Source organism: Lysinibacillus sp. FW301-JW8 (assembly GCF_058788755.1).
Genome location: NZ_JBYTBB010000012.1, coordinates 1 through 12866, shown reverse-complemented (window position 1 = coordinate 12866; position 12866 = coordinate 1). Strand labels below are relative to the sequence as shown.

The following is a 12866-nucleotide window of genomic DNA, read 5'->3' as shown; positions in this document are numbered from 1 at the left end:
TTGCGTGTCAGATGAACTTAAAAATGTATTACCGCCCGTTATTGACTTGTCAACGAAGGTGCTAATTGTGGGCTCAATGCCCGGTAAACAATCATTAGAGAAGCAGCAATATTATGGTAACCCACGCAACCACTTTTGGTTGATTATTGGGGAAATATTAGAGATAACAATCCCAAATGTTTATGAACAAAGGTTACAATTATTAAAGAACAATCATATTGGTCTTTGGGATACAATAGCATCGTGTGAGCGTAAAGGAAGCTTAGATGCAGCCATTCGCAATGAAAAACCAAATGATTTTCAAATGCTTTTTGAGCACTATCCTAATATTGAGTTAGTACTTTTTAATGGAGCAAAGGCTTTTGATGTTTTTAAAAGGCATATTGGTTTTGAAGTTTTAGTTGATCGTGTGTATCAAAAAATGCCCTCGACTAGCCCTATACCTGGTAAAAATATTAAATCTTTTGAGGAAAAGCTCAAGGATTGGCAAGTAATGAGCCCCTATTTACCTAACATAAAATAACCTCCATTGTCGGAGGTTATTTTACTGCCATGTATTGTAGTAAGATCCTGCTGGACTAAAAAAGAATTTAAAATCATATTTTTCAGCCAATGCACGACTTTTCTTTTCATCGTTAAATCCGATTGTCATAACCTGTGTACCGAACTTTTCACGAATTTGGACTAATTGCTTCATCATATCTAATGACCATTCATCTTTCCCAACTACTTCATATGTAAAGTCTTCCCACATAATGAAATCGACATATGGAGCTGTATAATCAGCTAGCGTTTGAAATCCCCAATTTTGTGCAACCGATAGTCCATCATATTGTTGCTTTATCTTTTTTATGAAGGACAGCATTGCTTCATTTTGTGCCTGCTGTTCTTTTTCAGGTAAGAAGGAATTGATATTGCCAACAGTATCTAAAAAAACACCATCTAACCCTTTTTGTACAATTTGAGTTTTAATTTCTTCTAGCAAAATCTCCTGATAATGTGCAGAGGTCATATTGACTAAATAGGAATCCCATTCTGAGAAATACATTTTCTCTCCACGGTCATCCCTAAAAAAATCCTCTTCCAGTAATTGATTATAAAGCTCTGAATTCCACTTGTCTGCTTCCATAGCATTTATATAACCATACACTAATGTCCCGTTTCTTTGAGCCCGATCAATATAGTGCTGTTGCATTTCAATAGGCTCCACTATGACTAGGTCAACTTTAGCCATTTCTTTATCAATTGTTTCATTACCTTTATCTAAATAATATTTGTAATCCTTCACTGCCGCTAGTTTTTCTGAAATATTGGTAGATTCAGCTGCATGATTAGCAGTATAAAAATAGGTGCAAATGCCCAAGGATAATAGAATCGTAGTGATAATAAAAGCGATTTTTCGCATAAGTACCCCTTTCTTTGAAAAAACTCCCTTTTATTATACAAGATTCGTTAGTTGGTTGTTAGAAGATTAAGTATCAATTTCGCCTTGGCGTAATTGTTGCTGTCGCTTCGCTTTCGCACAGATAAACAATGCGTCCGGATTTTGAATTGTGCCTTCACAATTCATTCCTATGAAAATCCGTGACATCCGCCGGAGGCTTTGGGCCAACAGATGTTTTTTTGTGCGAAAGCGTAGTGCTAACGTAGCGGCAGCAACATGATGTTGGTCACTCAGTTGTTGCCACAGGACGTGGCGTTCTTAGACTGAGTTCCTCTATTTCAGTAGGTGTTTGAACACCCACTGAAAAGGAAACAAAACCGCATTCATCTCACCACCTGTAGAGGTGGGAGTCTTCTGTTGAATGAAGATAAAATGTATTCTCTAGGCAATGGTGCAACAGTTATTCGCCCTTTTTCATATACTGACTTAAGTAAAAGGGGGGAGTTTATATTGTATTATAATAATCCATATGGGGAGAACTTCCGACGCCCGGGTTGGAATGAACCTAATTTTGAATCGTCGTTTGGACCGCCTAATTTTGGACCACCACCAGCAGGTCAAATGCCAATGAGCACGCCACCAGGCTTTTCACCACCTATTCCAGCCTGGCAAGTAGGCTCAAGTGGCATTCGATCCTGCCTATTTAGAAATACGTTTATTTGGATGAATAATGGAAGAAGTTTTTGGTTTTTCCCAACTGCGGTAGGGCGGGAATTTGTAGCAGGTTTTAGATGGAGCAATCGCTATGGCTGGCGCTTCCGTACCATTACTAGGAATAGCATTCGTTCCTTTGAATGTTTTAGGTAGTATAAATATTTGGCTTTTGTTACAATGATTGTAACGAAAAATGAAGGGACGATGGGTGGCTAATGAACAACTAATCTTAATTTTTGTACATGAAAAAGGTTTTTCAATGACTCAAAAATAGGATTAGTCTGCCCATATTCCATAACTGCAGCTTGTGTCGATAATCATTTGTTGATGCTTAGTTGTGCTTGTTTTCCCTATGTGAAAAAACGAGAAAACTGCATTTTTAGTAATGGATCACAAAGATAGCTGTTAAAGAGCTTATTTGTGCATGATATTGTTGCGACTAATCCTTCCAAAATCTTGGAGGGATTTTTTTGTCCCTCTGAATGGAGAGGAATGTATACTATGAAAGAAATTTTGCAATTACAGGATGTGCGATTTGAAATAAACGATACAGTGATTTTTGACAATGTTTCAGTTACCGTGAAACAAGGCGAGGTAATTGGCATCATCGGAAGAAATGGAGCAGGTAAATCCACATTATTACAATTAATTTCAGGGTTATTAGAGCCTACTACAGGACAGCTACGTTGGCTGCATTCTGTAAAAGTTGCGTATGTAGAGCAGGAGCTAGCAAATTTTGATTTGATGGAGGTTACTGCGAGTGAGGCTGATTTACTTGCAAAATGGAGAGTTCCCAATGTACCTTTTTCTACTTTAAGTGGTGGAGAAAAGCTGAAAATGCGGCTTGCAGAAGGTTTTTCCAAAGACGCCCAGATACTCTTGATTGATGAACCAACAAATCATTTGGATGCGCAGAGTACGGCTTTATTGATAGAGCAAGTAAAAAATTACACTGGCATAATTATTGTAGTATCCCATGATCGGTATTTTTTAGATGAGATTGCAACGAAAATTTGGTCATTGGAAGAAGGAAAACTTATTGAACATAGTGGTAATTATTCAAGCTATATGGTGGCCAAAGAGCATCGAAGACTAACTCAGCAAAGGGCATATGAAAAGCAGCAGAAAAATATTGAACGAATAGAAGACCAAATGCAGGCGTTAACATCTTGGTCTCAAATGGCACATACGCAATCTACAAAGCAGGAGGGATTTAAGGAGTATCATCGTGTCAAAGCAAAGCGAATGGATTCACAGATTAAGTCAAAGAAAAAAAGATTAGAGAAGGAGTTAGCAAAGAATAAGGTTGAAGCGGTTGTCCCAGAAGATGAAATACGTTTTACTTTAAGTACAAATCAACGAGTGGGCAAGAGGATGCTAGAGACAAAGCGTTTAAAGATGTGCTTTGAGGAACGGCTCCTGTTTCAGGATGTTAATTTGACGGCTAAATTTGGAGATAAAATAGCTATAACGGGAACCAATGGCAGTGGAAAAACGACATTATTAAAAATACTTTTAGGTCAGTTAAAGGCTGAGGGAGAGATCTGGATATCCCCTGCAGCAAATATTGGCTATTTAACACAAGAGGTATTTGATTTGCCACTCGAGCAGACACCAGAGCGATTTTTTTATAAAGAAACCTTTGAAGAGCGCGGTAAGGTAAGAAATCTCATGAAGCATTTAGGATTTACTCCAGCCCATTGGACATCTCCAATAGGTAAGATGAGTATGGGGGAGCGAGTGAAATGTAAGCTGATGGCGTATATTTTAGAAAATAAAAACGTTCTAATTTTGGATGAGCCAACAAATCATCTTGATTTACCATCACGTGAACAGCTGGAGAAAACACTTGCTCAATACAAGGGTACATTGCTTGTAGTATCACATGATCGATATTTTCTTGAAAAGGTGACGGATAGTGTGTGGGAGCTACGCGATCAGCGTATCAAGATAAAATGGAGCGATCATTCTCCCTCAACAGTTGATACTAAAGAGACGTTGCGTTTAACGCTTGAGACAGAAAGACAAGAGATATTAGGGAAGCTGAGTTTTTTAACAACAAAGGATAAGGAATATGCCTCGCTAGATCAAAAGTTTAATGAGCTGACGAAGCGAATTAATGAACTAAAATAAACGTTTAAGCCGATAATGGGTAGGGAAAAATAAAATAATAAAGCATTTAAAAATAGGAGGCAATGTCATGAAAAAACTACTTTTTGCATTAATGCTAGTAAGTTTCACTATCATCAGCGCCTGCTCTGACAGTGAGGAAAAAAATAATACGCAACCTGAAAAAGACCTTCCACCACAAGAAAATCAACAACAGGAAGAGCAACAGACACCTGAAAAGCAGAATGATAGCCCTGAAACGAATGGCAATAACGAAAATACGGTAGCATCCATTACACAGGCTGAAGCTTTAAAAAATATTAAGGACCAGCTTAAAACAGAGCTTCCTATTTATCTGCCAGCAAGGCTTCCTATTCCAGAAGGTGCTTTCCTAACGGCGACGACTAAGGCTGAGAATCAACAAGTTGAAATTATATTTTATGAAAGTGAACAGTATTTACCTATTAATGATATTAAGCTTAAAAATCCACAATCTGCAACAGTGCTTGCAAGACTTACTGTGAAGCAATATGGAAGTACAAAAGAAGCCAATGAGCAGATTGCCTTTGAAAACTTTAGCAAAAATGGCGGTCAGGAGGTTGATCTTGGCAATAAAATTAAAGGCTATCAGGATGCTGGCGTTGGTTCGTTATGGACTGGCTGGAATGAGGGGAGATGGGCAATAGCGACTCATACGCGAACAGACAATCCGGAAACTGGCGTAAAGCTTGCAAAGCAGGCAGTACAATTTTTAGAAACGCATATGCTCCCAGTTCCAAAGCAAAACGGCTCTGCTCATTTAGATGTTTATGAAACAGGAAATTTAATTGTTTGGCAGGATGAAACTCTTGTCTATACACTTGATTCCATAAAAGATCCGCTAAAAGCACTTGAAATAGCAACAGCATTTTATCATTAATTAAAACCCTCCTAGAGCAGAGTATAGGGCTCTAGGAGGGTTGTTTTATACCTCTATTGTTCAGCGTACAAATGCCGTTGAATCAAGATAAGACCCCAGAGGAAGATTTTGAAGAAGAGCTTTTCGAACAAACTTAAAAAAATTTTAAATCTTTTCTATCTTCGCTATGAGCTGTTTATATTCTGTAAACCGTTTTTGCCATTCTTCCATTGGAAATTCCTCATGTATCGTTCCATTTAATAAGTCTGACAGCAGGTTCAAGCATATATGCCAGCCAGCTAAATCTTTAGGAGTATGCTCCGTTAATTCACCAATTGATTCTGCTAGTAGAAGTACCGAGCCGTTGTCAATGGGGGAGAGTTCAAATCTGACCGTATCATTGTCCCAATCAAATTCAAGTACCTCTTTTACTACATAATCTGTAATCTGGATTTCTAAAAAGTCATCTGTGCCATCATTCATATTAAAGTGGATTTTGCCATTTTTCTGTAGATTGATGATTTCTAAGTTATTCATCCATTTTTGAAGCTTATCATTTTCCGTTAAAGCTGCCCAAACCTTCTCCGTTGGATGGGGCAATGAGCGACTGAACTTGACGATATAATGATTTTGTTGTTTTTGAATTGTAGCAAGCATAGGGTAACCTCCTTATTTTTAACTCTAAGCCTTTCTTTTCGATATAGCCTTTTCCAAAATTACTTTAAGTTCTTCAATACATTTGTATTTATTTCATTTTTAGATTCATAATATTGATTATCTATTTTCAAAAGATCCCCTATAAAAGTAAATTATATTCACTGTTTTTTTCATTTATTAGTCTTATTAATTGTACAAAAGGTGTTTTTCTTATTTTACCATTGAATTTAGTGCTTGCAGTAGTCTTTCCACGCCCTCTTCAATTTCCTTCTGCTTCAAATGTCCATAGCCAATAATTATTCGATTATGATAGTTTCCCTTTACAATGGTATGATCCTCCACTGGGTATAGTTTAACTCCAAATTGTTCGATTTTTAACAATATCTCTTGAGAAAAATGAATGTCCTTAAATTCAGCAACTAAATGCAAACCTGTAGAGTAACCAAGTATCTTTATGTTAGTAGAAAAGGCTGTATGTAAACATTGTATAAGAAAGTCACGTTGCCTTTTATAAAATTTCTTCATCTTCGCAATATGGCGTTCCAAGTAGCCTTCGCTTATAAATCGTGCAAGAGTAAGTTGTTCTAAAGAGGGTGTATGTAAATCTGTAAACCATTTTAGCTTCCTGCATTTTTCAATAAGATGTGTCGGCAAAACAATATACCCGATGCGTAGTGCTGGAGAGAGAATCTTACTAAAGGACCCAATATACAGTACATGCTCTGGATCTAGACCTTGTAAGGAGCTTACGGGCAATCCCTCATAGCGAAATTCACTATCATAATCATCCTCAATCAAATAACAATGATGATTTCTTGCATATTGGACTAATTGAATTCTGCGCTGTATTGGTAATGTACCGCCTAATGGAAACTGATGTGAAGGTGTGAGAAATATAAATTTTGGTTCAATGCTTTCTGGCAATAAAGTAGTTTTCATCCCATCCTCATCAACAGGGATGGGATAAATTGTAGCACCAGAGGATGTAAAGATTGTTTGAATATCATTGGTAATAGGATCTTCCATTATGGCTATGTCATTTTGTGATAAAAGTAATCTAGACACTAATGTCATTGCTTGTGTAGCACCGGATGTTATGATGATTTGCTCTGGATGACAATGAACTCCCCTTGTTCTCTTCAAGTAGTATGCCAATGTTTGTCTTAATTCTAGACGACCCTCAGGTAAATCATAGCCCAAATTCGTTGATTCGCTATCATTCCATAGCTGATGTGAGAGCTTTGCCCAAGTTTTGCGAGGGAAAAGATCTAGTGCTGGGGTTCCTGAGCGAAAATTAATGATATCATTCTTTGCATGTATATGATCAACTTCCTGTATTTCTTGTGGGGGATATACTCTTGTTAAAGACGCGCCCTCTGCAACAAATGTACCCGAACCTCTCTGTGCAGCTAAAAAACCTTCGGCTAAAAGTTGATCATAAGCCTCCAATATGACATTTCTTGAAACGTTTAGCTGAGTAGAAAGCTCACGGGTTGATGCAAGTCTCACGCCTGCTTGTAGTTCACCGCTTAAAATTTTTTCACGAATTTGCTGGTAGACTTGCCGATTTAAAGGTATAGCTGAAGAACGGTCAATCGGTATCCATAACAATATATTTCGCCTCCTCTTGAAATTGGTACCTTAAAAGTTTCTATAAAGTGGCTCTACAGCTACCAATTTTACCATGTTAAAGTACTGACAAATAGCAATGAGGAGGAATAAAGATGAGAAATGAAGAGGAATTAGTGATTCAAGCTTTAAGATCAGCAGCAAGAAATGAGCGAACGAAACATACCGTTCAGCAATCAGCGGAGCTTTATCCGTTATTATGGGAGGCGGCAAAACGTTATGTTACTGGTGAAAAGAGGCAGGAGGCGATAAGGATTGCTCAAGATTTTGTCTCAAAGGATTATCAAATATCACTAGAATTCATGGGAGAAAATACAAAGGATATTGTGGAATGTCAAAAGGCGAAGGAGGAACTTTTACAGCTTATAGAGGACACAGGGGCTCTTTCATTCAATCAAACTGTATCGTTTGATTTGTCTCATATAGGCCTTTCAGTAAACGCAGATTTTGCCTATACACATTTACAGGAGCTAGCACAGAAAGCACAGCAGTACGGTATTACATTGATGATTAGTATGGAGGAGTCCTCCAAGACGAGCAGCATTATCGAAATCTATAAAAAAATAGCTATGCAATATCCGAATATAGGGATTACGTTGCAGGCTCATCTTTATCGTACAGAGATGGATATTGAACAGTTGATTCAATATCCAGGAAGAATAAGGCTGGTAAAAGGCGCTTTTCAGGAGCCTGACGATATTGCGATGGCAAGATCAAAGGAATTAAACGAACGTTATCTTCATTTTGTTGGACAGTTACTAGAAGCAAAGCATCCAATTTCAATTGCTACACATGATGAAGGGCTTATTTTAGAAATGGAGAAGCGTCAATACTTTCAACAGCCAAATGTGGAGATAGAGATGCTATATGGTGTACAGCCAGCATTGATACAGCAATTAAAAAAGAACGGGTACCCATGCAGAGTTTATTTGACTTATGGAACTGAGTGGTTTTTATACTTATGCCACCGTATTGCAGAATATCCTGAAAATTTATATCTTGCCGTAACAGATATAATAAATCCCTCAATCTTAGAAAATAGTGAGGATTACTGAATAAGCAAATGTGGGCAAGTGGGAAAGTTATGCTGGCGATGAGTATTGTTGGTAGCTCGGTTGTAGCTGGTAAGGTCATCATACAAAGCTTTCCTGTATTTTTAGCAAATGAACTGAGATTTCTTGTAGCATCTGCTGTTCTAGTACCTTTATGGTTGAAAGTAGAGGGATTTTCAGTGCTGAAAGGAAAAGATTATTTATCAATCTTCCTACAGGCATTGTTTGGTGTTTTTCTATTTAATGTTCTAATGCTCAAGGGTCTTTCACAAACGACAGCTATCGAGGCAGGTATTATTACGAGCACACTGCCGGCATGTACAGCTGTTCTGTCAGTTCTTTTATTAAAGGAAAGTTTTACGAGAAATAACGGGCTTGGTGTACTAATGGCTGTTTTTGGAACAGTGTTAATAAATATTACTAGCTTATCTACGATAGATTTGATCTCATTAGTGGGTAATCTACTTATTTTAGGAGCTATTTGTTGTGAATCTTTATTTATCATATTGGGCAAATCTCTCTCTTTGCGAGTAAGTGCTCTTACGGTTGCTACAATGGTAAGCTGCTTTGGAGCTGTGCTATTTTTTCCTTTTGCCATAGCAGAAAGTCGCTCCTTTGCCTTTAAAGAAGTAACTTTTGCTGAATGGGGGTTAGTAGTCTATTTCGGGCTTATTGTAACCGTGCTGGCATTTATTCTTATACAGCAAGGACTCGCAAGGATCTCTGCAACAAGAGCAGGTATCCTAACAAGCTTTTTACCGATTAGTAGCATCGTGTTATCCTCGTTATTTTTAGGTGAAAAAATTTCATTCTTTCAATGTGGAGGATTTGTATTTATTTTGGGAGCCCTTTATTTACTGCCAAGGCCATCGACTCAGATTCAAATGGAAGAAACTCAATGAATCGTTTGGGTGAGATAATAAATATTTTATAGTGACTTATTTTTGTTAAAAAAGGGGGGGTTATCTTGACGTATCAGCAAGCTTTAACGCAATATATTACAGATACGAATTCCCATGATTTTAAAATGTAAAGGAAATATTGCATCCACAGGCGGTCTATTGGTTTACCGATAAAACATGCACAACCTTAGAGGATAGAGGCAATTATTTTAATCATGCATGGAAGGTAATCGAGCAAGAAATATATTCGGCTACTGATGTACAAAAAAAGAAAACGATAAATGGAAGTTAATTCATGAGCATCTAAGTAGTTAAGATTTTTACTATAACTTGAATTAGCAACAATGAAATGATTAGTGTTAGTAGTATTCTCGCCGCTTTCATAGGGATTTTTGGTAAAACTAATAGCCCTAGCTGAGAGCCAATAATAGAGCCTACTGCCATTGCAATCGCATATTTCCATTGTATAAAACCAGTTTGATAAAAGACTAAAAATGCCCCTGTACAGCTTCCGAACAGAAGTACGCGTGTAAGCTGTACAGCCTTTATGTAAGAATGATGCTGGCGTAAATAGTGTAATATGCTGAAGGTTGAAGAGCCGGGACCAAAGCCACCATCATATACCGAAATAAAAAATGGCTGCCATAATGTATAGCTATGATTTGCCTTATTTCCATCTGACTGTGCAGTCCATTCTTTTCTTTTTAACGTTAGAAACAATACGAGAATGAGTAGTATACAAGCAATCATATTCATGATCTGCTCTGACATGGCTACTGTTAAAAGTGCCCCGCAAACTCCTCCAGTAAATGCGATAGCGACATATTTCACAATAGAAGCTAGGCGAAGCTCCTGCTGATAAAGGAGATAAAAGATACTAGATAATGCTGCGACGCCTGTAGAAAATTTATTTGTAGCAATGCCTGTATGGATAGGTATACCCACAAGCATCATGGCTGGGATTGTTATAAGCCCGCCACCTCCCGCAAGGGTACCAATAAAAGCAGCAATAACCCCTATACTAACAAGTGTTAGTGAAAGCCTCGTATAAAAAAGTCCTATTACAATAATAAGTGTGACAATTAAAATAAAAGATTTTTTCATAAGCATCTCCTTTAGCTTTGCTAGTTAAAGGGTAGATGGAATCGATTGATAAATCTAATATATTATTTTTAGATTTCTATAAATAAAATTTATGTATTTTCTCTTAATTGCTATAAGGTATAGCTATAAGAAGTCAACTTTCACTCATTCCTAATAACGTAGAGCAAAAATAATATCAATCCTTGGATAAAACAAATATTATCATTACTATAGTAATTAATGGAAAAAATTTCGGAACAGAATGTAGAGGAGAATTATTATGCAGCAACATGTCTATCAATGGGGAAACATCGAAAATCCAACTTTAATCTTTTTACATGCTAGTCTATATGATCTAGAAGTGGCGCCTATTACTGTTGCTGGACACAGTGTTGCTACAGAAATAAAGAAATGGATTTATTGTTGAAAATTGGGGCTGATACGATGATTTTAAAAACAGAAGCAGAGTTAAAACACTTAATTGAAGCAGATAGTTGGATGATGGAAATAGTAGCAGCTGTGGAGAGGCTAGAGTTACCAGATTCCTGGATTTGTGCTGGATTTATTCGTTCAAAGGTATGGGATTATCTTCATCATTATGAAAGCAGAACACCTTTAGCTGATATTGATGTGATATATTTTGATAAAGCAAGTCTTTCAGAAAAAGATGAAAAAAAGTATGAGCAAAAGCTGAGAGAATTATTACCAAATGAGCCATGGTCTGTGAAAAATCAAGCGAGAATGCATGTAGTGAATAACACTAAACCTTATCATTCTTCGATGGATGGAGTTGCTCATTTTCCCGAAACGCCAACAGCTATTGGTATAAGACTTACCAATGGAATTCTTCAAATCGCTGCACCCCATGGTATTCAGCATTTAATTTCTGGGATTGTTGCTCCTACACCGTATTTTCAGAAAGACACGCTAATGCATGAAATTTATAAGCGCAGAATTCAGCAGAAAAATTGGACATCTATTTGGCCAAAGCTACAGATTGTTAACGATTAGGAAGGAGCTATAGCGTTTGTATCACGATAAAAATCAAATACTCATTCATTATGAAGCGTCTCTACAATTTGTGGAAGGTTTAGTGGAACTGACGGAGGAACAATGGCGTTTACCTATTGAACCTGGAAAATGGACAGTGGCAGAAGTAATTGGACATCTTACTCCATGGGATGAATTCGTGTACCATCACCGGCTACCATTTCTTTTGGCTGATGAAATTCTACCAAAGGGACCAAATGCTGAAGAAATAAATGCACATGCCGCAAAGGAAAGTCGGTTAAAAAGTAAAGAGGAAACGATTGAAATTTTTTTAGAAAATAGAAATTTACTAATTGGTGCAATTCATCAGATAGAAGACCAACGATGGCAGCAATCATTGAAAATAGGGGCTTCTGAATTAACATTATTAAGTTACTTTACTGGTTTAATAGATCACGATCTTCATCATTTTTCACAAATCCAAAGTGCTTTAAAAAATGTGGGAGCTGAAAAATGGATATCAAGCATTTAATTGACTACTATGCACATGCAACTGTGAAATTTACGGATATTTTTTCAAATAGGATGATGCCTAATCAAGTAGATAGAGGGCGAACAACTGCCCCTGGTAAGTGTGGTCTAGTTGTTCCACTTGCAGGAAATGCTAGCTTTAGTTTCAATGGCGTACCATACATAATGGAGCCTGGTATGGTTATACATGCAGGACCCCAAATGCCAATTGAAATTAAGGTTATTGGTAATCAGATTTGGGAATATGCAGTTGTCCATTATTATATCCCTATAGAAGAAATCAACAAATACCCTTTAGCAAATCAGCATTTTTTAATTGATACAGGCTATCATACAAAAATTATAGATTATGTCCAGCAATTAATAGAGAGTCAATCATTGCCTGGAAATATGGCAATATTGAAATCTAAAACATTATTTATGAATCTCTTGGAGACTATCCTTATTTCGGCAAAAGTGAAGATTCTTGATACAGCAAGTGACATTATGGAGCAAGCTTTACAGTATATACATGAGAACTACGCTAAGCAAATATCAGTTTCAAAGATAGCTGAGGAATTCGGTGTAGAGCGTCGTAGATTTGCTTATTTATTTGAGCAACATACGGGTATGAATCCTAGCACGTACTTAACAGAATACCGTATACGGAGAGCGAAGGATTTATTGGAATATCACGATTCTACGATAGCGGAGATAGCAGAATGTGTAGGTTACGTAGATTGCTTTTATTTTAGCCGGGTTTTCAAAAAATGTACGGGAATGTCCCCAACTGTCTATCGGAAAGCAATAATGGAGGAAGCTAAATATGTATAGAAAGCTATTTCTTGAAAAAGAAATAGCTTTCATGTTGTTGAAATACTATTATGTCAATGAAATCAAGGTGACAAATAAAAAAATATAGCTCTTTTTCAAAACGA

Annotated in this window: 14 protein-coding genes and 1 pseudogene; 11 read left to right on the top strand and 4 right to left on the bottom strand. The window is 37.0% G+C overall.

What is annotated here, in order from left to right:
* Nucleotides 1-4 precede the first annotated feature (4 nt).
* Nucleotides 5-523 (top strand): DNA-deoxyinosine glycosylase, encoded by a 519-nt coding sequence (locus AC3WOM_RS07070; RefSeq protein ID WP_492445837.1) that lies wholly within the window; start codon nucleotides 5-7, stop codon nucleotides 521-523.
* Nucleotides 524-544: 21 nt separating this feature from the next.
* Here AC3WOM_RS07070 and AC3WOM_RS07065 read toward each other — a convergent pair whose 3' ends face one another.
* Nucleotides 545-1405, bottom strand: coding sequence for an endo alpha-1,4 polygalactosaminidase (locus AC3WOM_RS07065; RefSeq protein WP_492445835.1), 861 nt, complete (start codon nucleotides 1403-1405; stop codon nucleotides 545-547).
* Nucleotides 1406-1801: 396 nt separating this feature from the next.
* Between AC3WOM_RS07065 and AC3WOM_RS07060 the strand changes: the two genes are divergently transcribed.
* From AC3WOM_RS07060 to AC3WOM_RS07050, 3 genes are all read left to right on the top strand, one after another.
* A complete protein-coding gene (locus AC3WOM_RS07060; protein WP_427537459.1) occupies nucleotides 1802-2251 on the top strand; it encodes a hypothetical protein in 450 nt (149 codons plus the stop codon).
* Between the two features lie 348 nt (nucleotides 2252-2599).
* Entirely contained in the window at nucleotides 2600-4231 is a 1632-nt protein-coding gene (gene abc-f / locus AC3WOM_RS07055) for a ribosomal protection-like ABC-F family protein (RefSeq protein WP_492445834.1), read from the top strand.
* A gap of 67 nt (nucleotides 4232-4298) precedes the next feature.
* Complete coding sequence (locus AC3WOM_RS07050) at nucleotides 4299-5126, top strand: hypothetical protein (protein WP_492445832.1); 828 nt, start codon at nucleotides 4299-4301, stop codon at nucleotides 5124-5126.
* A 144-nt stretch (nucleotides 5127-5270) separates the two neighbouring features.
* Here the strand turns inward: AC3WOM_RS07050 and AC3WOM_RS07045 are convergent, their stop codons facing one another.
* Together AC3WOM_RS07045 and pdxR are read right to left on the bottom strand one after the other, a co-directional pair.
* Nucleotides 5271-5762, bottom strand: coding sequence for an SRPBCC family protein (locus AC3WOM_RS07045; protein ID WP_492445830.1), 492 nt, complete (start codon nucleotides 5760-5762; stop codon nucleotides 5271-5273).
* Nucleotides 5763-5972: 210 nt separating this feature from the next.
* Nucleotides 5973-7373: a MocR-like pyridoxine biosynthesis transcription factor PdxR gene (gene pdxR / locus AC3WOM_RS07040; protein ID WP_492445828.1), complete on the bottom strand. Its 1401-nt coding sequence runs from the start codon at nucleotides 7371-7373 to the stop codon at nucleotides 5973-5975.
* Nucleotides 7374-7486: 113 nt separating this feature from the next.
* Between pdxR and AC3WOM_RS07035 the strand changes: the two genes are divergently transcribed.
* The 3 genes and pseudogenes from AC3WOM_RS07035 to AC3WOM_RS07025 form a co-directional block, all read left to right on the top strand.
* Entirely contained in the window at nucleotides 7487-8446 is a 960-nt protein-coding gene (locus AC3WOM_RS07035) for a proline dehydrogenase family protein (protein ID WP_492445827.1), read from the top strand.
* Between the two features lie 29 nt (nucleotides 8447-8475).
* Nucleotides 8476-9345 (top strand): DMT family transporter, encoded by an 870-nt coding sequence (locus AC3WOM_RS07030; RefSeq protein WP_492445825.1) that lies wholly within the window; start codon nucleotides 8476-8478, stop codon nucleotides 9343-9345.
* Nucleotides 9346-9410: 65 nt separating this feature from the next.
* Nucleotides 9411-9610: pseudogene (locus tag AC3WOM_RS07025) on the top strand (DUF4440 domain-containing protein); the annotation flags it as partial.
* 38 nt (nucleotides 9611-9648) lie between these two features.
* Here AC3WOM_RS07025 and AC3WOM_RS07020 read toward each other — a convergent pair.
* Nucleotides 9649-10449 (bottom strand): sulfite exporter TauE/SafE family protein, encoded by an 801-nt coding sequence (locus AC3WOM_RS07020; protein ID WP_492445823.1) that lies wholly within the window; start codon nucleotides 10447-10449, stop codon nucleotides 9649-9651.
* Between the two features lie 259 nt (nucleotides 10450-10708).
* On the opposite strand from AC3WOM_RS07020, the gene AC3WOM_RS07015 reads away from it, so the two are divergent.
* Genes AC3WOM_RS07015 through AC3WOM_RS07000 form a run of 4 tightly spaced genes read left to right on the top strand, consistent with a single transcriptional unit; the run spans nucleotide 10709 to nucleotide 12762 of the window.
* The gene (locus tag AC3WOM_RS07015; RefSeq protein WP_427537483.1) at nucleotides 10709-10855 is read left to right on the top strand and encodes a hypothetical protein; all 147 of its coding nucleotides are present in this window, start codon (nucleotides 10709-10711) and stop codon (nucleotides 10853-10855) included.
* A 17-nt stretch (nucleotides 10856-10872) separates the two neighbouring features.
* Nucleotides 10873-11439, top strand: coding sequence for a nucleotidyltransferase family protein (locus AC3WOM_RS07010; protein ID WP_492445821.1), 567 nt, complete (start codon nucleotides 10873-10875; stop codon nucleotides 11437-11439).
* Nucleotides 11440-11455: 16 nt separating this feature from the next.
* Nucleotides 11456-11950 (top strand): DinB family protein, encoded by a 495-nt coding sequence (locus tag AC3WOM_RS07005; protein ID WP_427537492.1) that lies wholly within the window; start codon nucleotides 11456-11458, stop codon nucleotides 11948-11950.
* Complete coding sequence (locus AC3WOM_RS07000) at nucleotides 11932-12762, top strand: helix-turn-helix domain-containing protein (protein WP_492445819.1); 831 nt, start codon at nucleotides 11932-11934, stop codon at nucleotides 12760-12762. Before AC3WOM_RS07005 ends, AC3WOM_RS07000 begins: the two co-directional genes overlap by 19 nt.
* Nucleotides 12763-12866: the final 104 nt, after the last annotated feature.